Here is a 23653-nt window from a genome sequence, read left to right as displayed (position 1 = left end):
CCCCCTCTATACCAATTTTACATAATTCTCAAAGTTTAAATTGATTATATCATAAATATACCTATGCTTTTTTTAATAAATTGTATCTAAAAAAGAGCCCATCTAAAATTCTTTATAAGCGTAGTTTATTTAAATCTACTAATAAAAAATTTAGACGAACTCTTAATATTATTTTTTAAACTATTATTGATTTTATTTTTAACTTAAATTTATATAAATCAAAACCTAAGTTAAGTCATAATTTAATATTAAAAATTTATTTTAATATTACAACAGTAACTCCTGTTCCACCCTCTCCATACTCACCTAGTCTGTGAGATTTTACATGAGGATGTTTTTTTAGCATATCGTTTATAGCTTTTCTTAAAACACCAGTACCTTTTCCATGAACTAAAGTTACTTCTCCTCTTCCTGCAACATAAGCATCATCTAAATACTTATCTGCAGTGTAACAAGCTTCTTCTGAATCCATACCTCTTAAGTCTATTGATGGATCCACCTGTCTTAAGTTTAATCTTGCTTCTCTCTTTTTAATTTTCTTTTCTTCTTTAGTTTCCTTGGCTACTCTTAAATCCTTAGCCTTAACATTTATTTTCATAATTCCAGCTTGAACTTGAACTTCACCTTTATTGTCTGGCTTAGAAAGAACTATGACTTTTTGGTTTATTGAAGGTAATAAGGCTTCCATTCCAACCTCAATCTTTTTAAGTTCTTCTCCCTTTTGCTCTTCTTTTTTCTTTTGAAGCCTAGCTTCTGCATCACTTATTTTATCTCTAAGCTTTCCTCTTTCAGCTTCAAGCTTTCTTCTTGCATCACTAGAAATCCCCATTCTTTCTAGGTCTCTCATATTTTTAAGAATAGCATCAGCCTCTTCCTTAGCTGAATCTAAAATTTGCTTTGCTTCTCTTCTAGCATCTGCATAAACATTATCTCTTACGCTTTCAATTCTTTCAAATTTCTCTTTATATCTATTCTTATATTTTTCTGCATCATTTCTTAATATAGCAGCTTCTCTAGCATCATTTTCTGCTTTTATACTCTTTTCTTGAAGTGATTGTATTAAATCTTCAAATTGAAGTGATTCAGTAGAAATAACCTTTTTAGCTTCTTCTATGATATTATCTTTAAGACCTAATCTTCTTGAAATTTCAAAAGCATTTGATTTCCCTGGAACTCCTATTAAAAGTCTATAAGTTGGTCTTAAGGTTTCAACATTAAACTCAACAGAAGCATTCTCAACATTTTCAGTTTTTAATGCATATCCCTTTAATTCACTATAGTGAGTTGTAGACATTATTCTACATCCTCTTGCTCTTAAGTTTTCTAATATTGAAATAGCAAGTGCAGCTCCCTCTGTAGGGTCTGTTCCAGCCCCAAGTTCGTCAAAAAGTACAAAACTCTTATTATTTGCTTTCTCCATTATTTTAACTATATTAGTCATATGAGAAGAAAAAGTTGATAAGCTTTGCTCTATACTTTGCTCATCTCCTATATCTGCAAATATCTCTTCAAAGAAGCTTATGCTTGAATTTTCACTTGCTGGTATTAAAAGTCCACTTAACCCCATAAGTTCAATAAGCCCTGTAGTCTTTAAGGTTACAGTTTTACCACCAGTATTTGGCCCTGTTATAAGTAATGTTGTAAATTCTCTTCCTAAATAAATATCAGAAGAAACAACTTTATCTTTAGGAATTAGTGGATGCCTTGCATCCATTAAATCTATTACTCCTTCTTCATTTACTATAGGCATTGTTCCACCTAAATCACTACCATATTTAGCCTTTGCAAATATAAAATCTAATTCAACTATTATATTAAAGTTAACTTTTATAACATCAATATTTTTATATACTAAGGCTGATAATTCTGCTAATATTCTCTCAATCTCAGCTCTTTCCTTTAGCATAAGTTCTTTTATTTCGTTATTTAAGTTTACTAAAGCCGTTGGTTCTATAAAAAGTGTAGCCCCTGTTGAACTTTGATCATGAACAAGTCCTGGAACTTGAGATTTATATTCAGCTTTTACAGGAATAACATATCTATCTCCTCTAACTGTGTATAAGGAATCTTGAAGATATTGAGCATTACTTCTTACTATAGAATTAACTTTATCTCTTATAGATGAATTCTTTTCTTTTAAGCTTCTTCTTATACTATAAAGCTTATCACTTGCAGAATCTGCAATTTCATCTTCACTTACTATGGCCTTTGATATGGCACTTTCTACACCTCTAAGTACTATAAGTCCTTCTCTCATTCCTTCTAGGATTCTATGCTCTTCTTCCTCTTCTTTTCTAGCTAAAAAGTCAGAAAGTTTTCTTGTTACAGATAACATATTTCCTATTCTAAGTAAGCCCTCTATACTTAAAACTCCACCTTTTTCAGCTCTTGTTATAGCTTCCTTAACATCATAAAGCCCTTCGAAAGGAGGATTTCCTTTTCTCATTAAAATATCTAAAGCTTCTTTTGTTTCTTCTAAATGTTCTTTTACATCATAAACAGAATCATATGGTTTAAGATCTAAAACCATCTCCTTAGCTGATTTTGTAATGGCATATCCCTTAACCAATTCCTTAATTTTATTAAATTCTAAAACTCTTAAAACTCTATCGTTCATACTTTAATCCCCTTTACTCAACGCCTCTTTTAAAGTGACCTTTAGTATAATCCTTTAATCTTAAAGCTTCTTCCTTATTTAGAGCTTCAATAACCTGTCTAACCTCTTCATAATTTTCATCTACAAAGTCTAATCTAAAAGAATCTACTCCTAAAGATTTTATTTCATCAATTTCCTGAATTAAGTTAACAGGTACTGTATTGTATATGTGTGATCTACAGAATATATCAGTTCTTATAACAAAATCTTGATTCATTCTATCTCTTAAAGTAAATGTACTACTTACACATTGATTATCACAATTTTTTGAAGTACATTTTCCACCAAAGGTACTTCCTATTGGGCAATATTCACTAACCATAACCTCTGGTCTTCCATAAACAAAGATTTGAGCTCCCTTAGAATACTTCTTAAGCATTTTATTTAACTCTTTTTTATTTAATTCTAAACTTAAACAGCTTCCCATCATATGTTCATTATAAAACTTCATACCATAAGAATTAAATATATTAAGTTTATAATCACCTATAATATTTGTTTTATCCTTAAATCTATTTATTATTCCAGTATTAGCTGTAACTAAACCTTTTATTAAGTTAAGATTCTCTTCTATTATATTACTTATTGTTTCAAACTCTTCTTTTATTATTGTAGGTGCTTTTATATAAAGATTAATTCCTTCAACTTTGAATTCTTTTATAGCATTCTTATTAAGTTGCCCTTGATTTTTTCCAAAGATATCTAAAGCAATATTTTTGATTCCACAATCTATTGAAGCTCTTAATTGTTCCTTAGTATTTACAACAACTAAAACCTCTGGCATTTCACCATTCTTTTCATTAAGTTCTATATTATTTTGTTTTTCTATAACTCTTTTGTATTTTTTAATCTCAGAATTTCTTATCTCTTCTAAAACTTCTCTTCTTAAATTATTTATAGAAGAAACTGCTGCAAAACCATCTTCAAAAGTTACGTATTCTATTTCACTTATTTCATAAGGAATATCTCCAGATTTCTTTAAGTTCTTTTCAACTTTTTCCTTATCCATAGGTCTATTTACTGCAACTTGAACCATATCACCAGTCTTTGTAAAGTAATTTCCATTGTACTCCACAGTAAGTTCCATAGGTTCATTAACCTTAAATTTCATATAAGCCTTTAAGTTTATCTTTCTCTCATATGGATTTTCATAAGAGGTCTTTAATTCATTTAAAAGCTTAGTATCTGAAGTTTTATAAAGCTTATCATTAGCTTTATATTTTTTAGGGAATATTTTTACCTTATCCCCCTTTTTAGCTTCAGTAACCTCTCTATTTCCCATAAGTATTTTACTTACAGTAAATCCATCATCATTAGTTCTTATTCCATCTTTTAATGAAAGATCATCTAATAAAAGGACTTCTCCATTTTTTAGAACTTCTCCAAGTAAAACTCCTGTATTTCTTGGAGTTTTAAAAGCCATCATATCTTTCCCAACATTTTTATACATGTATGCTGTAGAAAAACCTTCTCTATTAAATAACTTTTTAAGTTTAAGCTTATTTCCCTCTTGAGACTTTTTAATATTTCTATAAGAATTATCTATAGCTTCTCTATAAGATTCTATAACTCCAGCAACATACTCAGGTCTCTTCATTCTTCCTTCAACCTTTAAAGAGCTAGTTCCTGTTTTTATCAAGTCCTCTACATTTTCAATAGTACAAATATCCTTAGGACTTAAAAGGAATCCTTTAGTCTCTTTCTTATCTTTTTCTCTAATTAGTGTATATGGAAGTCTACAACTTTGAGCACATCTTCCTCTATTACCACTTCTTCCTCCTATTAAGCTACTCATTAAACATTGTCCTGAATAGCAAACACATAAGGCTCCATGAACAAATATCTCAGTTTCTATTCCTAAGTCCTTTGAAATATATTTAATTTCATCTAAAGTAAGTTCTCTTGATAAAACAATTCTAAAAAATCCATTTTCTCTAAAGAAAAGTGCTCCTTCTCCATTATGTATGCTCATTTGAGTTGAAGCGTGTAATTCAAAATCTGGATATACCTCTCTTATTCTTTTAGCTAATCCTACATCTTGTATTATTAAAGCATCAACTCCTATTTTATATAAAACGCCTATGTAATCTACTGCTTCTTGAAACTCATTTTCCTTAATTAAAGTATTTACTGTAACATAAACCTTAACGCCATAAGTATGGGCATAATCCACAGCCTTTTCCATTGTTTCATTATCAAAGTTAGAAGCATAAGCTCTTGCTGAAAACTTGCTTCCTCCTAAATATATAGCATCAGCACCTCTGTTTATGGCAGCAATTAAACTTTCCATACTTCCTGCCGGTGCTAGTAACTCTATTCTTTCCATAAAATTCATCTCTCCTAAAATTCAACTAGGTCTTTCCTTAGTTAATTTACTCAATACTTTGTATTATACACAATTACACAGTACAATTCTACATTTCATTATTTCTCTTTTCATTTAAAAACTTATAAAACAAAAATTTATATATTAATAATTTATTTAATAAAATTTCCTCACTAAATTTATGTTAGATATTTGTTATTTTATTCATAGGTAAATTTAATGAAGAATCTTCATTCTACTATAGTATTTATTTTTACTTCTAAGTTAAATTCAAAAATATCCCTATGATAGTCTTAAATATAATAACTAAATAAACCTTAAAGCAATTTGCTTCCCTTAATATTTTTCTAAGTTATGATAAAATTAAATTATACTAATATTTATGCGGAGGTTACAAAATGCTTTATGATTGTCACATACATACAGAATTTTCAGCTGACTCTGAATTAAAAATTAAGGATATATTAGAGAAGGCTAAAAAAAATAATCTCGGAATAATAACTACAGAGCATTTAGATTATAATTTAAAAACTCACCCTCAATTTGCTGAACTTGATATTGAAGGTTATTTAAAGGAATACAGTAAATATAGAGGAGAAAATATGCAACAAGGTGTAGAACTTGGACTTGCAATGAACAATGTAGATGAAAACTTTGCCTTTTATGAAAAATACAAAGATAAATTTGATATGATAATAGGTTCTATTCATTCTATAAATGGTGTTACTCTTTCTAGATTTCTAAAACAAGATACTAGACCTAAAGAAGTTGTTTATGGTGAATATCTTGATAATATGCTTAAATGCATAGAATTTTATGATATTTTTGATACTTTAGGACATATAGATTATCCTTGTAGATACAGTACTTATAATGATAAGGAAATGACTCTTAAGGATTTTAAATCTAAATTCCAAGCTATTTTTAAAACACTAATAGCTAAAAATAAAGTTCTTGAACTTAATACTACTCGTTTAGATGATGAAACTTCCTTTAAAAACATGGTAGAAATCTATTCATACTATAGAGAACTTGGAGGTAAATATATAACCCTTGGTTCAGATTCTCACAAAATAGAGCATGTAGGTAGAAATTTCGAAAAACTTTATAAATTCTTAGAAGAGACAAAATTAACTCCTTGTTACTTCAAGGACAGAAAATTAATTCCATGTTCATATCCCCTATAAAAATAATTTTATTTTTTAATTGATATAAAAGTAAAATTTAAAATCAAAGTTAATTTTTCACTATATCTTTATATAAATAAGTAAGTTATATAAAGATACACAATTTTTAAGGAGTTTTTTATTTCCCAATTTAGTAATTAAAGCTTACTTTTAAATTAAGCTTATAAGAATTTTAAGATAGATTAAGTCTTATATACTACTTAATATAAATAATAAATTTATTTAAAACTATAAAAGACTGTAAGAAAATTTATTTTCACATAAATCTCTTACAGTCTCTAAATACACTTTTATTTTTTCTTTAAAAGAACATTATTTGATTTTTTTGAAGTGGCAAGCTTAACTTGAGAATCTAAATATTTTTGCTCTAAATCTAAAAGTTTATACTTAGCTGTTTGCCAGTTACGTCTTAACTCTTTATTATTCTCCATTAAAAGTTCTTTTTCTCTTTTTAACTTTTTAGCTTCCTCTTCTAAAATCTCCATTTCAGCCTTAACTTCTTCAGCTTCTTCCTTTAAGGCTTTCATTTCAACTTCCATATCCTCTGAAATCTTCTTACCTAAAGCATCTTTTTCTTCTAAAGCTAATTGAAGATTTTCTTCTAACTCTAAAATTTGCTTCTTTAAACCACTATTTTGATCTTTAATCCAAATTTTTTCTTTATTTAAAAGCTCTGAAGTTTCTTTAAGTTGTCCATTTTCTTTATTTAAACCTTCAAGTTTTTCTTCTATTTCTTTGCAATTAATCTTTAGATTTTCTCCTTCTAAAGTTAACTTTTCATTTTCTTCTCTTTGAGTCTTATTTCTTTCCTTTAAGCTATTAATCTCTTTATTTAATAGTTCTAAGTTTTTCTTAGCTTCAGTAACTATACTGCTTAAGCTATTATTTTTTTCCTTAAGATCTCTAAGCTCTTTTTCCACATTATTATTTTTACTTTTTAAATTATTAATCTCATTACTTAAGTTTTTCTCTTTATTTCTTGAGATTTCTATAGTTTTGTTTAACTCAGCATTATTTGATTTAACCTCTTTAAGTTCTTTACTTAATTTTTCAACTTCATGTGAGTTTTTATCCTTAGCTGATTTTAAACTATTATTTTCACTTTTTAATCTTTCAATTTCTTTCTTTAAATTAGCTATTTCCTCATTAGAATTATTCATTCTATTATTTGTATTCTTAAGCTCTTCTTTTAAATTAGAATTTTCACTATTTAGCTTATTAAATTTATTATTAAGTTCTTCTCTGCTTTTCTCAATCTCTTCTTTTTTATCTTTTAATTCATTAAAACTCTTTTCTAAGGCTTCTTTCTCTGAAGTAATCTTATCTAGTTTTTCCTTTAAAGAAACACTTTCTCCTTCTAGTTCTTTAAGATCTTCTATTTCTTTTTTGGACTTTTCTAATTCAGATTTTACTTTTTCATAATAATCTATAAGTTGATTATATTCATCGTTTCCTTTAAATAATTCATCAGCTATGTTTAATGCAGATAAAGATAAAACTCCAAGTGCACTTAATTTATTATTTTTTGTTGCCATCTCTTGTGTTTTTTCTTCTACGTATTCAGCTACTTTTTTTAAATATTCTCCGTCTTCATGGCCTTTTAAATTATATTCAACTCCATTTATTGTTACCGTAACAGTCGCCATACTTCCTTAAACACCTCTTACTTCCATAATAAAAAATATGTTATGTACATTTTAACATATACATAACATATTTAAAACTATTATTGCTCTCTTAATTGAGCTCCTAGCTTATATTCTAAAGCTCTTAGTATCTTATCATGAACTTTATTTATATCTTTATCTTTTAAAGTTTTGCTTGGATCTCTGTAAGCTATAGCATATGCAATACTCTTCTTACCTTCTGGTATTTGAGCACCTTTATAAACGTCAAATAATTCAACTTTTTCAACTACTTGACCACCAGCTTTTCTTATTGCATCTTCTATTTCTTGAACTAGAACTGCATCATCAACAAGTAAAGCTATATCTCTTGTTATTGCTGGATACTTAGGTAATGGTTTGTAAGCTTTCTCTGTTTTTGAGAAGTTATACATAGCATCTAAATCTAATTCAGTAACATAGCAAGGAACATCTACTCCGTAGTTTTCATTAACATCTGGGTGAATTTCTCCTAAAACACCTAGTGAAGTTCTACCTAATATTAACTCAGCAGTTTTTCCTGGGTGATAACTTGGATTTTCACTCATTCTCTTGAATGATGCGCTCTTAAGACCTAATGAATCTAATAAGTTTTCAACTATTCCTTTTAAATCAAAGTAATCGCATTGTCCATAAATACCAATTGTTAATATATTTCTTTCAGTTGGTAATTCATTTTCATCTGAATTTGGAATATAAGTTTTACCTATTTCAAATAATCTAACTATCTCATTGCTTCTTGAATAGTTTCTAGCTAAAGATTCCATCATTGAAGGAAGTGTTGAAGTTCTCATAACACTATAATCTTCTCCTAGTGGATTCTTTATTTTAACAACATTTCTAAGGCTACTATCTTCTGGTACACATATTTTATCAAATACTTTTGGACTTACAAATGAGTAACTTATAGATTGATTTAAGCCTGATGCTAACATTGTATCTATAACTTTTTCATCTAATAATTGTTTCTTGTCCTTAGCTTCTTTTTCTGTACTAGTTGATATTAAAGTAGCTGGAATATTATTATATCCATAGATTCTTGCAACTTCTTCTGCTACATCTTCTCTTATATCAACATCTATTCTAAATGTAGGTACTAATATTTCTAATGTATCTCCATTTATAGTAGTTTTTAAATCTAAGCTATCTAAACATCTCTTCATTTCTTCTGCTTCTAATGAAGTTCCTAAGAATTTGTTTATCCAGCTAACACTTACTTCTAAAGTCTTTTCTTCTTTAACATTATTGTAGACATCTATAGTGCCTTCCATAATCTCTCCACAGCCTAGTTCTTCAACTAAAGCACATGCTCTGTCTAAAGCTAAAGCTGCTAAGTTTGGATCTATGTCTTTTTCAAATCTTGATGAACTTTCAGTTCTTAATCCTAAATTTTTAGAATTAACTCTTATGTTAGTTCCATCAAAGTTAGCTGATTCAAATACAATCTCTGTTGTATCATCTTTAACACCTGAGTTTAATCCACCCATTATACCAGCTAAAGCAACTATCTCTTCTCCATCTTTTATGCAAAGAACATCTGAATTTAATTCTCTTTCTATTTCATCTAAAGTTACGAATTTATCTCCATCTTTAGCTCTCTCAACTACTATATTAGAAGATTTTAATTCTCTTCTATCAAAGGCATGCATTGGTTGACCAAGCTCTAACATAACAAAGTTAGTAATATCAACTATGTTATTTATAGGTCTAACCCCAGCATCTAATAATCTTTCTTGCATCCAAGTTGGTGATGGAGCTACCTTTACATTTTTAACTCCTCTAGCCATATATCTATTACAAAGCTTATCATTAACTGAAACTTTTATTTCATCATTTATGTTTTTATCACATTTAACTTCAAACTTAGTACTTGGCATTCTGTAAGTTTTTCTTGTTGTAGCTGCTGTTTCTCTAGCCATACCTAAAACACTTAAACAATCAGGTCTATTTGAAGTTATTTCAAAATCTAAAACTTGTTTATTAAGACCTAAATATTCTTTTATACAAACACCAATTGGAGCATCCTCTGGTAAAATCATAAGTCCAATAACTTCTTTTCCGTCAGCAATTCCTAATTCTTCTTCTGAACAGAACATTCCGTTTGAAACTTCTCCTCTTAATTTACCTTTTTTGATTTTGCTTCCATCTGCTAATATTGCACCATGTAAAGCTACTGGAACTTTATCATGTTCTTTCATATTATCTGCAGCTGTTACTATTTGAATCATTTCTGATCCTATGTTTACTTGACAAATTTTAAGCTTTTCAGCATCAGGATGTTGTTCTATTTTATCTATTTGACAAGTAACTATATTTTCTATTTCTGCACCAGCAGTTACGACCTCTTCTACTTTTGATCCTGATAAAGTTAAAGCATCGCCTAACTCTTCTGCTGTCATATCTATATCAACGTAATCTTTAAGCCAATTAAATGGTACTTTCATCTTTTTTACCTCCTATTTTAAAACTAGAATTGATTTAAGAATCTCATATCACTTTCGTATAATAATCTTATGTCATCTATTCCATACTTAAGCATAACCATTCTGTCTACACCAAAGCCGAAAGCAAATCCACTATAAACTTCTGGGTCTATTCCACAGTTTCTTAAAACTTGAGGGTGAACCATACCACAACCTAGTATTTCTATCCAACCTTCTCCCTTACATACTTTACATCCTTTTCCGTTACATACAAAGCATGTAGCATCCATTTCAGCTGATGGCTCAGTGAATGGGAAATGATGTGGTCTAAACTTAGTTTTTACTTTATCACCAAACATTTTTTTAGCAAATAACTCTAAAGTTCCCTTAAGATCTGCAAAAGTTATATCCTTATCTATAACTAGACCTTCCATTTGGTAGAATATTGGTGAATGCGTAGCATCAACAGCATCTGATCTAAATACCTTACCAGGTGAGATCATTTTTATTGGTGGTTGTTGTTTTTCCATTACTCTAGCTTGAACTGGAGAAGTTTGAGTTCTTAAAACTACATTATCATTTATGTAAAATGTATCTTGCTCACTTCTAGCTGGATGATTCTTAGGAATGTTTAAGGCTTCAAAGTTATAGTAATCTTTCTCAACCTCTGGACCATCTTCTATAGCAAATCCCATTGAAACAAATATTTTTTTCATTTCATCTAAAGTTTGCTCTAATGGATGTTTCTTTCCTATTGTTTGTTTTTTACCAGGCATTGAAATATCTATTACTTCATTTTTAAGCTTTTCTTGTTTTTCAGCTTCTTTAACAGCCTTTGTTACAGCCTCTAATTCAGCTTCTAAAACCTCTCTTACCTCATTAGCTAACTTACCAACTATTGGTCTCTCCTCTTTAGATAGAGATCCCATTCCTCTTAATATAGTTGTAAGTTCTCCCTTTTTACCAAGATATTTAACTCTTATTGTATCAATAGTAGTACTATCTTTAGCTTCTTTAATTTCTACTAAAGCTAATTCTTTAATTTGATTTAACTTATCTTGCATTTTCATTCTCCTTTCCTGATATATAATTAATATATTAGATTTTATCTTAAAGCTCTTAGAACCCTAATATCTATTTTTTAGTCATTATTTAATCTTAGATTTAATTTTAATAGTATATTTTCATTATTGACACATTTCAATTAAAATAAAATAAACCCCATCCCTCAAAAACAAGGGACGGGGTATTCATATCCGTGGTACCACCCTAATTAGTACTAAAAAAATTAGTACTCACTTAATTTCAAATAACGACTATGCCGCTAACTACTACTTTATATTTCACAGTTAGAACTCCAGAGTGAACTTCAATATAGGTTTCTAAAAATGCTTTCAGTCCATGGCATTTTTTCCCTGATAAGAAATTACTATATCTACTCTCTCTATCAATGTTTTTATCTATTCAATTCAAAGTATATTATACATATAATAGTATTTATAATCAAGGCATTTATTATTTTTTCCTATTTAATAGAATTTTACTTATAAAAAAAATCAAGAGATTATATGAAAAGTTAATAATAAAACTTACAAATAGTATTAAAAGAATCTCTAGTAATTCTTAGAATATATTTGTAAGTTTTATTAAAAGTCTTTTTTATAAAACCTCTTGATTTATTTAAATGATTGTCTTATCTTTTCATATATCATTATAGAAGTAGCTACAGCTACATTTAAAGATTCAGCTTCACCAGGCATAGGAATTTTAACTTTTATGTCTGCAATATCATATACTTCATCACTGACACCATTTCCCTCATTACCAACAGCTATCATAACTTTTCCTTGAAGATTTTCTTCAAAGAAATTATTTTTTCCTTGAAGAGAACTTACTACAAGTTTATACCCTTCCTTCTTTAATGATTTTACAAAATCTAAAGAATTATCCTCAACAATTGGAATATAAAATATTGAACCCATTGTTGATCTTAGAGTCTTATCGTTATATATGTCAACAGTACCTTTAGTCATTACTATTCCTGCTGCACCTGCTGCATGAGCTGTTCTTATTATTGTTCCCATATTTCCTGGATCTTGAACCTTATCTACTAAAACAACTAGCTCTCCACTTTTTAATTCCTTGTTTTGCATATTTATAACACCAACAATTCCTTGTGGATTTTCCGTTGAACAAAGTTGTTTTAAAAGAGTTTCATTCATTTGTATAAGCTTTATATTTTCATTAATTTTTAAGAATAAGTCAGGATTTTTCTCCTTAAAACTTTCTGTAAAAATTATTGAATCTATTGATACTTTACTTTTTATAGCTTCCTCTACAAATCTTAAACCTTCAATAAGATACTTATTACTCTTTATTCTATGCTTTTTTTCTTTTAACTTTTTTATCTCTTTAAATAAGTTATTGTTTTTACTTTCGATTTCTAACAAAGCAAATAATCCTTTCTAGAAGATATTAATGTCTAAATATCTTTCCTTCTAATTTTGTTAAATCCTCTGCAGAACCTATAGCAACTACTATGTCATCCTTATTAATAACATCATCTGCATCTGGAGATATATTAACTTCATTGTTTCTCTTAATAGCCATTACGTTTATTCCGTATTTACTTCTTAAGCTTAATTCTTTCATAGACTTTCCATACCACTCTTTTGGACTTTCTATTTCAATTATAGAATAATCTGGAGATAATTCTATATAATCTAAGATGCTTGAAGAAACTAAGTTGTGAGCTACTCTAACTCCCATATCCTTCTCAGGTAAGATTACTCTGTCTGCTCCTATTTTATATAAAACTTTAGCATGTAAATCACTATTTCCCTTAGCAATTATATATTTTATTCCCATATCTTTTACAAGTAATGTTGCCATAACACTTGCTTGTATGTTAGCTCCTATTGTAACTACAGCCACATCAAAATTTCTTAATCCTAAAGTTCTTAAAGCATTTTCATCTGTTGCATCCATTTGAACTGCATGAGTTACACTATCTGATATTTCTTGAACTAAATCCTCATTAGAATCAATTGCTAAAACATCATGACCTAAAGCATATAAAGTTTTAGCTACTGATGATCCAAATCTTCCTAATCCTATAATAACGAATTGTTTACTTGACATAAGCCTTACACTCCTAACTTATTTATCCTATTAATATTTTATCTTCTGGGTATTTGTATGCACTTGGTTTCTTTCTATTAGCTAAAGCTAGAACAACAGTCATAGGGCCCACTCTTCCTAAATACATAGTTATTATTATTATTATTTTTCCTATTACTGAAAGATATGGAGTTAATCCAAGAGTTAATCCAACTGTAGCAAAAGCTGATGTAACTTCATATAGAATATATTCTAATGAAAATCCTGGTTCTGTTACTGCTAAAATTAATGTTCCAAGTACCACTATACCAAAACCTATAAATAAAACAGCAAAAGCCTTATACACTAATTCTTTTGAAATTCTCTTTTTAAATACTTCAGTATCTTCTCTTCCTCTTATTATAGAGATTAGAGTAAGTACTACTATACCAAAGGTAGCAGTTTTAATTCCCCCTGCTGTTGACCCTGGTGATCCACCTACAAACATTAATAATATAGTTAAGAATTTTCCAGCTAAAGTCATATCCGCAGTAGAAACAGAGTTAAATCCAGCAGTCCTTGTGGTTGCTGAAGCAAAGAATGCATTAGTTAATTTATCTCCAAAACTCATATACTTTAGAGTATTAGGATTATTATATTCAAATATGAACATAAGAATAGCTCCCCCAATTAAAAGGATAGCTGTTATCATTATTACAACTTTAGAGTGTAAAGATAATTTCTTATATCCCTTATAATTATATAATTCTGACCAAACAGTAAATCCTAAACCACCAATTACTATTAAGGCTGCAATTGTTAATATTACAGTTTTATTGTTAGCATATCCAACTAGATTATCTCCAAATAAATCAAACCCTGCATTACAAAAAGCTGATATAGAATGCCAAATACTATAGTATATTCCTTTTAAGAATCCAAACTTGGGTATAAATTGAGTAGATAATAATAGTGCACCTAACATTTCTACTGAAAATGTAAATGCTAAGATATATCTAATCATTCTAACTAACCCCTGTATTCCAAAGGTATTCATAGCTTCTTGTATAAGAAGTCTTTCCCTTAAGGTTATTTTTTTCTTAACCATTAAGGCAAATAAAGTTGTAAAGGACATGAATCCCAATCCACCTATTTGTATTAAGATTATTATGACAGTTTTCCCAAAATAGTTCCAATGTGCCGCTGTATTTAATGTTATAAGTCCCGTAACACATACAGCTGAAGTTGAAGTAAATAAACTATCTAAAAAAGGAGTAAACTCACCACTTTTAGATGATATTGGAAGACTTAATATTATAGCACCTAATAAAATAACCATAGAAAAACCTAAAGCTAAAATCTGAACGGCACTAAATTTTATCTTTTTTGTCAGTTTAATGTACATAATTAAACCCCCAACTTAAACTAATATTATATTTTCCCTTTAATTTTATTATATCTTATTTTTAATTTATATATGTAAAGTTGTCTTATTTTTAGAATTTAAAAGTAATTTTATTTAATTGTAATTGCAAATAAGTTTAATTTTATTCAGATAAAAGTCTGAATAAAATTAAACTTATAAAATATAAATAAAATATAAAAAAAATGCGAGATAAACTCGCATCTGATATTAAGCGTTTAAGTGCTTTTTAGCTAATTCAACTAAATCAGCAAATGCTTTTGGATCATTTATAGCTATCTCTGAAAGCATTTTTCTGTTTATATCAACACCAGCTAATTTCATTCCGTTCATGAATCTTGAATATGAAAGACCGTTCATTCTTGTAGCTGCGTTTATTCTAGCTATCCATAATCTTCTGTAGTCTCTCTTCTTTAATCTTCTTCCAACGTAAGCATTTCTTAATGCTCTTATTACTGATTCGTTAGCAGTTTTGAATAACTTGCTTTTTCCACCATAGTATCCTTTTGCAAGTTTTAAAACTTTTTTATGATTTTTACGAGCATTTACCGCTCTCTTAACTCTTGCCATTTTCTAGACCTCCTACTCCGTGTTTTATCTTATAGATATGGTAATAATTTCTTCATTGCTTTTTCTTGTGCAGTTGAAACATAACCAGTTTTTCTTAAATTTCTTTTTCTCTTAGCACTTTTCTTTGTTAAGATATGGCTAGTGAAAGCGTGAGCTCTCTTTAACTTTCCAGTTCCTGTTTTTTTGAATCTTTTTGCTGCACCTCTATGAGTTTTCATTTTTGGCATTGTAAGTATCCTCCTCTCAAGTTACGCTTTTTTAGGAGCTAAAATCATTATCATGTTTCTACCTTCTAATTTAGCAGGTTTTTCTACTGAACATACTTCCTCTAATTGAGCTAAGAAACTATCTAATATCTTAACACCAACATGTGAATGCTCAGCTTCTCTTCCTCTAAATCTTACAGTTATCTTGACTTTATCTCCAGCTTCTAAGAATTTTTTAGCATTCTTAGCTTTTATTTCTAAGTCATGCTTTTCTATAGTTGGGCTAACTCTTATCTCCTTAACACTGATAACCTTTTGCTTCTTTTTTGCTTCTTTTTCTTTTTTAGATTGCTCGTAAATAAATTTACCGTAATCCATTATTTTGCAAACTGGTGGTTTAGCATTTGGCGAAATCATAACTAAGTCTAACTCAGCCTCATCTGCCATTTTTTGTGCATCTCTTCCTGATACAACACCAAGTTGCTCTCCTGTGCTAGAAATTAATCTAACCTCTTTTTCTCTTATTTCTTGATTGATTGCAAAATTTTTACTAATCTTGTTCACCTCCGATAGAATTTAGCCAACACAAATATATAAATAAAAAAGGACGGTTTTAAGCCGTCCTCTATTACCAAAATCAAATGTAATAAAATTCATGACCAAACTAGCATTAATAGCTGTAAGGTGAGAAACGGCTGTTTCTTCTTGACATCAGTTATCTTATCATTATTCTTTTTTATTGTCAACACAATTCATCAATTTCTTTTAAATAAAATAATAGTTTTTATCTTTAAAACTTATAATTTTAAGATTTATTACAATAAATATTTTTAAGTTTAAAAACTTATTTTTTTAAAATATCATTGTAACTTCTATGAGTTTCTACTCTTTCACCAAAGACACTTTTTATAGTCTGAATAAATTCTTTATTAATGCAATATTCTTCATTATATATTTTTATTTTTTTTGGTGCATTGGTTATTAAACCACTAATAATAATATCTTCTATATTTATTATTCCCTCTTCAGCAATATCTGTAATTTCATTTAAAAAATCCTTAAAGATATCAAGTCCTTTAGAATCTTTAACTTCATAGGATCCATTTCTTTGAACTATTATATTTACTTCTTCTAATTTACAATCTTGTATATCTACAAAATACTTTAATAGTTTTATGAATTCATTATATTCTTTTTCAATCATATAATCTTCTACTACTTTATCTATAATACATTCTATATACTTTAACAAAGGTTTCATTCTAAAAGTTATAAAACCTTCTATGTTTATATAATCATTTTCTAATATAAATTCTTTTATATTCTCTATAATGTCATTTACCTTATTTAAACAATAAAAATCTTTATCAGAACAAATCTTTTGCTCTCCTTTTAATATTTTATTTATAGCTAAATCAATTTCTAATATTTCATCATGTTTTAAAAAGAAATAATTTTCATTTATATAATGAAGCATTTCTTTTTCTCTATAGTGTTCTATTATAACATTATAGATAACATTACTTATATATAACATTATGGTCTCTCTTATCTTTTCATCAAAGTCACTATTTCCATAGTATATTTTAACGAAGTGAGTTCCACATGAAATACTTTCTGACACACCAATTATAATTCCTTTGCTCTTTAAAACACTTTTTATACTCTGTATGTCCTCTATTAATTTTTTTTCCTCCTCACAACATAATGTCATTAGAAGCATTTTTCTCACTCCTTTCTTTACTTTTAGTATGTATTAATTCACATGTAATATTCAAAAATATAAATTCATTAATCGACAATTTCTTTAATTTTTTAGTAAAATGAAATTATAAAATTTTGAATGAGGAGATTATTATGAGAACTTGTTTTGTTGATTATAGAATTTCACAATTAGAAGAAAAAAAACTAAAGGATTTAAATCTTAATATAATTAAGGTACCAAAACATCCTAAACTATATGATGCTATAGACGGTCATCCAGATATACAAATAAATATACTTAATGAAAATACTCTTTTATTAGCTAAAGATTCCTCTGAAGAATTATTTAACTCTGTTCCAAAGGATTTAAATATTATAAAAAGCTCTTATAACTTAGAAGATAAATATCCTGGAAATGTAATTTTAAATGCTGTAAACTTAAAAAATGATTTTATACATAATCTAAAATTTACTGATCCTAAGCTAATTGAATCAGTAAAGGAAAAAAACTTAATAAACATAAAGCAAGGATATTCTAAGTGTTCTATTGCTGTAGTTTCTGAAAAAGCCTTAATAACTTCTGATAAAGGAATTTATAAAGCCCTAAAACCTCATGGCTTTGATATATTATTAATTCCTAGTGGTGATATTTCTCTTCCTGGTTTAGATTATGGATTTATAGGTGGAACCTGCGGATTAATTTCAAAAAATCAAATGGCTTTCTTTGGCAACTTAGAAAATCATTCCTATGGAAATGATATTAAAAACTTTTTATTAAAATATGATGTTGAACCAATTTATCTTTCTAATGGTAAATTAATAGATAGAGGTAGTATATTAACTATTTAACAATCACTATATTTTACTCAATATAGTAATAAATGTTGATAAAATAGCATATAAATATTATTTTTTATATTTATCACCTTTATTGTTACAACTTAAATATATATTTTTCAGATAATAAGTGGATAAATTTAATATTTACTGAATTATTATTTAATTTAATTCATACTTTTCCATTCCCATTGATTATACATTTAATAATATAGTAAAATAAAACCAAGTGGTAATTACAACTATGTATTAAGAGGGGGAAAAGTATGTTTTATTTAGGTATTGATGCAGGTGGAACAAAAACATCATTTATGCTTATAAACCATTTAGGAGAGGTTTTATCAACTTATACTAGTGGTACATGTCATATACATCAAGTAGGTTTTGATGGTTTTAGAAAAGGTATTCAAGAAGGTATTGATAAGATTTGTAATGAAATTAATATATGCAGAGATGATCTTAGTTACTCATTTTTAGGTTTACCTGCTTATGGTGAGAATGAAAGTGAAAAATTAAAAATGAACTCTATAATAGCTGAAATCTTAGGAGAAAATAAATTTTCTTGTGGAAACGATGTAGAAGTTGCCTTAGCTGGCTCCTTAGCTGGTCAACCAGGAATATGTATAATTCTAGGAACAGGAGCAATTGCCTCTGGTATAACTAATGATTTAAAAACAGCAAGAACTAGTGGATGGGGATATATATGTGGTGATGAAGGTTCTGGATATTGGATTGCTAAAAAAGGGGTTGAAATCTTTGGAAAACAATCTGATCATAGATTAGAAAGAACTGCCCTTTATGATATATTTAAAAATGAATTAAAACTAGAAAATGATTTTGATTTAATATTCCTCATAAAGGATGAATATAAACAAGATAGAACTAAAGTTGCAAATCTTGCAATGTTAGTTTACAAAGCTGCTCTTAAAGGAGATAAATATGCTTTAGATATATATAGACAAGCTGCTAAAGAATGTCTTCTAATGGTAAATGGATTAACTAATCAACTTGAATTTACAGGAGTATTAAATATCTCTTACTCTGGTAGTGTATTTAACTCAAAAGAATTTATCTTAGACCCACTAAGAAATTATCTTCAGGATAATTATACTGCTTTTAATCTAACAGCACCTATACTTCCACCAATTAAAGGCGCTGCATTAAATGCCTTAAAACTTCACAAAGGAGAAATTCCAGAAGGTGTAGTTCATAACTTAGCTAAAGAACCAAAAGAAATTTTAGTATAATAATATATTTTAAAAGGAGCATTATGAAAATAACTCACTAATAAAGTTTATAAATAGTATGAAGAAAAACTCTTAACACATTTATAAATTTTATCTTGAAATTTCATAAAGCTCCTTTAATTTATTTATAATCTACATAAAGCTTAAAACCAATGCAGTTTTTATTGATACATTATTTTCTTTAACAAAGTTTTTAGCCTCTTTTATAGGCACTTTAATAACTTCTATTTCTTCATTTTCTTCTAAATTTTCTATTGAAATAGTTCCATAAACCTTCATTTTAACCACAGCTACAGATTCATCAGACATACCTACTGACGTATAGCTAGGCTTTATTAAATATTCACTTTCACTAGCTAAAAGTCCAGTTTCTTCAAAAAGCTCTCTTGTAGCAGCCTTTATTGCATCTTCTCCATTGTCTATAAGTCCAGCTGGGAATTCATATATATAATCATTTATAGCAGGTCTAAATTGCTTTAACAGAACAAACTCATCATTTTCTGTTATTGGAATTATCATAACACCATCTGCCTTATCATGTTTATTTACAACACAGCTTAAATCTTTTTCTGTTCTTCTACTTGCTATAAAGTATTCCTTAGAATTTCCAACCTTATTCTCAATATCTAATTTATATAAGTTTAAAAACTTGCAATCAGTTAATTTTTTTATATCCTTTATTTTCATATTAATACTCCCCTCATATTTTCACTTTTAATTAAGTTTTAAATTAATTAAAATTTAATTACAACTTTATTTTAAATAGTATATTTTAATTTTACACATAAAAAGGATAAATATAAAGTTTCCTTTATATCTATCCTAAAAATCTAATTAATTTCTCTTTAAACTTAAGATTCATTTTTTAAAGTATTATTTTCCTCATCTTTATTAAAAATTATTTTATCTTCTTTACTAATTTTCATAATTATATTTCCACTTGAAAATCTTATATTAAATTCACTTTTTAGTGGATTAATAAAATTCTCTTCCCAAAACCATATATACTTCCTAATAGTACTTCTTATTGTATTATATAATTCTAACTTTGCCATCTCATTATTTTTTAAAGAAACACTTTCTTTATTTTTTTCTACATTTTGGTCCCCTACTAAAAATTCTATATAAATCAATTCATTTTTACTTTTTATATAAAAGCCGTCACTATTACAATCTATAAAAGTAACTTTATCATCCATTAACCTTATAGTATTTTTTATCAATTCCCTTAACCTCATCTTCTCTAGATCAATCCTACTTTCAAAGGAACTTATTCTTAAACTTAAATATGGAGTTACCTTCCATCCCCTATTTATCTTTGATTTATTTTTATTATTTTCTTTATTATCCCTTAGAATTAAATAAGTTAAACATAAAGATAAAACAATTATAATAGCTAAAAACATCTTTACTCCCCCTACTAAGTTTATTTATATATTATATCTATTTAAAATATAATTAATACATTATGTATCCTAATTTTCAATATATTTACAAAAAAGCATTTTTAATGTTAAATTAATTATTTATACTAATAAATTCTCAAAATATTAATGTACTTTTCTTATGATATAAAACATATTATATTGTAAGTTGTAATTTAATATATTATATGCTTTTTAAGGCACTTTATTGATACTTTATTCCATGATTTGTAAACCTTTACTATTAGTTTATAATTTTATCTGTAGGGGGTATTTTTATTATGAAAAAAGTTGTGAAACTACAAAAAGAAATTACTAATGACTTGGGAGATAAAGAAAAGTTAGATCTGCTAATAGCTATTGATAATGTAAGGTTAATTCAATATACTTGTCCTTCTAATGAATTTTTTTCAGTATCTCATAAGGATTTAATTGTATATAAAGAGAATAATACTCTTAAGATTTCTGAAAAACCTATAAATAAAGATGTAATTGCCGTTTTAACTTGGTTTAAATATAAAGACACTCAAATAATCAAACTTTTCATAAAGGATTCTTCTATAGCTAATGAAGAACTCTACCATATTACATTAAGAAAAGTATTTAAGGAAATTAAATTCTCTAACTTTGGTGAAAAGCTAATAAAATCTTTAATTTAAAAAGACTCTATTTTTAAAATAATATTTATATCTATATATTAATAAATCAACACTATTTTAAAAGAGCATAAAAAAACATCTATAAGAAATCTTATAGATGTTTTTTATGGAGGCGCCACCCGGATTTGAACCGGGGAATAAAGGTTTTGCAGACCTCTGCCTTACCACTTGGCTATAGCGCCATATATGGAGCGGGTACCGGGAATCGAACCCGGGTATCCAGCTTGGAAGGCTGGTGTTCTACCATTGAACTACACCCGCATTTGGAGCGGAAGACGAGACTCGAACTCGCAACTTTCACCTTGGCAAGGTGACACTCTACCATTGAGTCACTCCCGCAATAATGGTGGCTCGAGCAGGAATCGAACCAGCGACACGAGGATTTTCAGTCCTCTGCTCTACCGACTGAGCTATCGAGCCAAATGTCTTGAGCTCTTCAAGACATTTATTATTATATTAACTTAAAATTAATTTGTCAACTTATTTTTTATTTTTTTCTTCTTTTTCTTTCTCTTCTGCTTTTTTCATTTCTTCTGAAACTTCATCAGCAATAGATTTTTCTTTTTCTTCTAATAATTTTCCTATATCTTCTTTTGTAAACTTATATGCTTTATTACAGAAGTGGCATTTTAATTCCTCTTCTTTACCTTCATCATATAATTCTTTTAAATCTTTGTATCCTATGCTTAATAATGCTCTCTCTACTTTTTCTCTTGAGCAATCACATTTATATTTTGGAGTTTCTTCTTCTAATATCTTTAAATCCATTCCATCAAAAATGAATTCTATAACTTCTTCTATTGTTTTTCCTTCTGATAGCATTGTAGTTAATGAAGGAATCTCATCTAGTCTATATGTTAGTAAGTCACCTAAAAGTTCATCCGCTCCTGGTAATAATTGAATTATAAATCCACCAGCTTTTTTTATTGAATGATCTCTATCTACTAATACTCCTAGGGCAACTGCTGAAGGTATTTGCTCTGAAGCTGTAAAATAATATGCTAAATCCTCAGCTATTTCTCCACTATATATAGGAACTTGTCCTACATATGGATCTTTTAATCCTAAATCTTTAATTACTGTTAATCCACCATTTTTACCAATAGCTTCACCAACATTTAATTTACCATTTTCTGTGTTTAAAGGTAAATCAACATGTGGATTTCCTATGTATCCTTTAACACTACAATCTGAGTAAGCAGTTACAGTAACCCCTTTAGCCATTCCTCCACCATTTATTTGTAAAGTTACAACTTCTTTATCTGATTTTAACATTGCTCCCATCATAGTACCTGCTGTTAACATTCTTCCTAAGGCAGCAGCAGCTGTAGGTGTACAATCATGTATTTTTGAAGCCTCATCAACTAACTCTGTAGTTTCTGTTGCAAATATTCTTATCATGCCATCTTTAGCTATGGCTCTTATTAATTTATCACTCATAATTTAATCCCTCCGTTATTTTTTTACTATATAAACTATTCTCTCAGTATCTGGTGTTACTTCATCATCTGTATAACCATTATGCTTTTCTACTATTTTAAAACCTATTACATCAAGAATATATTCTATTTCACTTTCCTTATAAGCTCTTTCTTCATGAACTTCTGTGAATCTTTCATACTTTTCTCCATCTTTCACAAAGAAATTTAAATTCATCTCTACTATTTCATCCTCAAAAATATTTTCCCAAGCATAAAATAATTCTTCACTATCATATGTGTAGACATTGTTGCCTAATACTTCTGATATTTTATAGTATGAATTTATATCAAATATAAATAAACCATCCTCTTTTAAATGATTATATACCCCTCTTAAATAATTTTCTACACTTTCATCATCTAAAATATAATTTGTTGAATCTAAAACACATGTTATTAAATCAAACTTTCTATTTAACCCTAACTCACACATATCTTGGCAAACTATCTTACCTCTAACTCTATGTTCTCTAAGCTTTTTATCTGCTTCTATAAGCATATCCTGTGAAAGATCAACAAAATAATTTTCTTTGAAGGATTTTCCTACATGAACACCAACATTTCCTGTTCCACAAGCTAAATCTAAATACATTTCTTTATTAATATTATACTTATCACATTTTGATAAGGCGTATTCTGCTATGTTCTCATAGTTTACATCTTCATATATAAGTTCATCATACACTTTTGCCATCATCTTATAACTCTTCATAATAATTTAAATCCCCCATATATTATTCTACCTAA

The 23653-nt window shown here is 28.1% G+C and carries 20 protein-coding genes, 4 tRNA genes and 2 other annotated features; of the genes, 4 read left to right on the top strand and 20 right to left on the bottom strand.

From position 1 onward, the window contains the following. Window positions 1–256: 256 nt before the first annotated feature. Complete coding sequence (locus I6G60_RS05945) at window positions 257–2617, bottom strand: endonuclease MutS2 (RefSeq protein WP_025648173.1); 2361 nt, start codon at window positions 2615–2617, stop codon at window positions 257–259. A 13-nt stretch (window positions 2618–2630) separates the two neighbouring features. After that, window positions 2631–4982 carry a U32 family peptidase gene (locus tag I6G60_RS05940; protein WP_110016132.1) on the bottom strand — a complete coding sequence of 784 codons (2352 nt, stop codon included), beginning with the start codon at window positions 4980–4982 and terminating at the stop codon, window positions 2631–2633. 398 nt (window positions 4983–5380) lie between these two features. Here I6G60_RS05940 and I6G60_RS05935 point away from each other — a divergent pair, with 398 nt between their 5' ends. Next, the gene (locus I6G60_RS05935) at window positions 5381–6169 is read left to right on the top strand and encodes a histidinol phosphate phosphatase (protein WP_003469844.1); all 789 of its coding nucleotides are present in this window, start codon (window positions 5381–5383) and stop codon (window positions 6167–6169) included. Window positions 6170–6459: 290 nt separating this feature from the next. Here I6G60_RS05935 and I6G60_RS05930 read toward each other — a convergent pair whose 3' ends face one another. The 10 genes from I6G60_RS05930 to ytxC form a co-directional block, all read right to left on the bottom strand. Beyond that, complete coding sequence (locus I6G60_RS05930) at window positions 6460–7815, bottom strand: cell division protein ZapA (protein ID WP_011590981.1); 1356 nt, start codon at window positions 7813–7815, stop codon at window positions 6460–6462. 80 nt (window positions 7816–7895) lie between these two features. Beyond that, window positions 7896–10277, bottom strand: a complete 2382-nt coding sequence (pheT, locus tag I6G60_RS05925) for a phenylalanine--tRNA ligase subunit beta (RefSeq protein ID WP_110016131.1) — start codon at window positions 10275–10277, stop codon at window positions 7896–7898. 23 nt (window positions 10278–10300) lie between these two features. Beyond that, complete coding sequence (gene pheS / locus I6G60_RS05920) at window positions 10301–11320, bottom strand: phenylalanine--tRNA ligase subunit alpha (RefSeq protein ID WP_003451091.1); 1020 nt, start codon at window positions 11318–11320, stop codon at window positions 10301–10303. A 170-nt stretch (window positions 11321–11490) separates the two neighbouring features. Next, window positions 11491–11716: a binding site (T-box leader), on the bottom strand. Between the two features lie 216 nt (window positions 11717–11932). Further along, the gene (locus I6G60_RS05915; protein ID WP_011590983.1) at window positions 11933–12706 is read right to left on the bottom strand and encodes a TrmH family RNA methyltransferase; all 774 of its coding nucleotides are present in this window, start codon (window positions 12704–12706) and stop codon (window positions 11933–11935) included. 25 nt (window positions 12707–12731) lie between these two features. Next, window positions 12732–13397, bottom strand: coding sequence for a potassium channel family protein (locus I6G60_RS05910; protein WP_003451483.1), 666 nt, complete (start codon window positions 13395–13397; stop codon window positions 12732–12734). A gap of 22 nt (window positions 13398–13419) precedes the next feature. Then, window positions 13420–14760: a TrkH family potassium uptake protein gene (locus I6G60_RS05905; RefSeq protein WP_003451277.1), complete on the bottom strand. Its 1341-nt coding sequence runs from the start codon at window positions 14758–14760 to the stop codon at window positions 13420–13422. Window positions 14761–14988: 228 nt separating this feature from the next. Continuing rightward, the gene (gene rplT, locus I6G60_RS05900) at window positions 14989–15348 is read right to left on the bottom strand and encodes a 50S ribosomal protein L20 (protein ID WP_003451332.1); all 360 of its coding nucleotides are present in this window, start codon (window positions 15346–15348) and stop codon (window positions 14989–14991) included. A gap of 29 nt (window positions 15349–15377) precedes the next feature. Next, a complete protein-coding gene (rpmI, locus tag I6G60_RS05895) occupies window positions 15378–15575 on the bottom strand; it encodes a 50S ribosomal protein L35 (protein WP_003451643.1) in 198 nt (65 codons plus the stop codon). 21 nt (window positions 15576–15596) lie between these two features. Next, window positions 15597–16118 carry a translation initiation factor IF-3 gene (infC, locus tag I6G60_RS05890; protein ID WP_011590984.1) on the bottom strand — a complete coding sequence of 174 codons (522 nt, stop codon included), beginning with the start codon at window positions 16116–16118 and terminating at the stop codon, window positions 15597–15599. A gap of 29 nt (window positions 16119–16147) precedes the next feature. Next, window positions 16148–16267 (bottom strand) — a sequence feature (ribosomal protein L20 leader region). Window positions 16268–16398: 131 nt separating this feature from the next. Continuing rightward, window positions 16399–17277 carry a putative sporulation protein YtxC gene (gene ytxC, locus I6G60_RS05885; protein ID WP_011590985.1) on the bottom strand — a complete coding sequence of 293 codons (879 nt, stop codon included), beginning with the start codon at window positions 17275–17277 and terminating at the stop codon, window positions 16399–16401. 134 nt (window positions 17278–17411) lie between these two features. Here ytxC and I6G60_RS05880 point away from each other — a divergent pair, with 134 nt between their 5' ends. Together I6G60_RS05880 and I6G60_RS05875 are read left to right on the top strand one after the other, a co-directional pair. Beyond that, on the top strand, window positions 17412–18107 hold the full coding sequence (locus I6G60_RS05880; RefSeq protein WP_011590986.1) for a DUF6873 family GME fold protein: 696 nt from the start codon (window positions 17412–17414) through the stop codon (window positions 18105–18107). A 254-nt stretch (window positions 18108–18361) separates the two neighbouring features. Further along, window positions 18362–19342 (top strand): N-acetylglucosamine kinase, encoded by a 981-nt coding sequence (locus I6G60_RS05875; RefSeq protein ID WP_011590987.1) that lies wholly within the window; start codon window positions 18362–18364, stop codon window positions 19340–19342. A 132-nt stretch (window positions 19343–19474) separates the two neighbouring features. Here the strand turns inward: I6G60_RS05875 and I6G60_RS05870 are convergent, their stop codons facing one another. After that, complete coding sequence (locus I6G60_RS05870) at window positions 19475–20029, bottom strand: NUDIX hydrolase (protein ID WP_011590988.1); 555 nt, start codon at window positions 20027–20029, stop codon at window positions 19475–19477. A gap of 164 nt (window positions 20030–20193) precedes the next feature. Next, window positions 20194–20748 carry a hypothetical protein gene (locus tag I6G60_RS05865; RefSeq protein WP_003451404.1) on the bottom strand — a complete coding sequence of 185 codons (555 nt, stop codon included), beginning with the start codon at window positions 20746–20748 and terminating at the stop codon, window positions 20194–20196. A gap of 299 nt (window positions 20749–21047) precedes the next feature. Here I6G60_RS05865 and I6G60_RS05860 point away from each other — a divergent pair, with 299 nt between their 5' ends. Continuing rightward, window positions 21048–21425, top strand: a complete 378-nt coding sequence (locus I6G60_RS05860) for a hypothetical protein (protein ID WP_003455018.1) — start codon at window positions 21048–21050, stop codon at window positions 21423–21425. Window positions 21426–21532: 107 nt separating this feature from the next. On the opposite strand, the gene I6G60_RS05855 is transcribed toward I6G60_RS05860, so the two are convergent. From I6G60_RS05855 to I6G60_RS05830, 6 genes are all read right to left on the bottom strand, one after another. Next, window positions 21533–21607: transfer RNA gene (locus tag I6G60_RS05855), tRNA-Cys, on the bottom strand. Window positions 21608–21612: 5 nt separating this feature from the next. Next, window positions 21613–21686, bottom strand: a tRNA-Gly gene (locus I6G60_RS05850). Between the two features lie 3 nt (window positions 21687–21689). Next, window positions 21690–21764: transfer RNA gene (locus I6G60_RS05845), tRNA-Gly, on the bottom strand. A gap of 5 nt (window positions 21765–21769) precedes the next feature. After that, window positions 21770–21845: transfer RNA gene (locus I6G60_RS05840), tRNA-Phe, on the bottom strand. Window positions 21846–21905: 60 nt separating this feature from the next. Continuing rightward, the gene (hslO, locus tag I6G60_RS05835; RefSeq protein WP_003454848.1) at window positions 21906–22865 is read right to left on the bottom strand and encodes an Hsp33 family molecular chaperone HslO; all 960 of its coding nucleotides are present in this window, start codon (window positions 22863–22865) and stop codon (window positions 21906–21908) included. A 15-nt stretch (window positions 22866–22880) separates the two neighbouring features. Beyond that, window positions 22881–23618: a class I SAM-dependent DNA methyltransferase gene (locus I6G60_RS05830; protein WP_011590989.1), complete on the bottom strand. Its 738-nt coding sequence runs from the start codon at window positions 23616–23618 to the stop codon at window positions 22881–22883. Window positions 23619–23653: the final 35 nt, after the last annotated feature.

The organism is Clostridium perfringens, assembly GCF_016027375.1.
In the GTDB taxonomy this organism is placed as follows: domain Bacteria; phylum Bacillota; class Clostridia; order Clostridiales; family Clostridiaceae; genus Sarcina; species Sarcina perfringens.
Note: the sequence above shows the minus strand (reverse complement) of the source record. Positions and strands in the feature narration are given on the sequence as shown.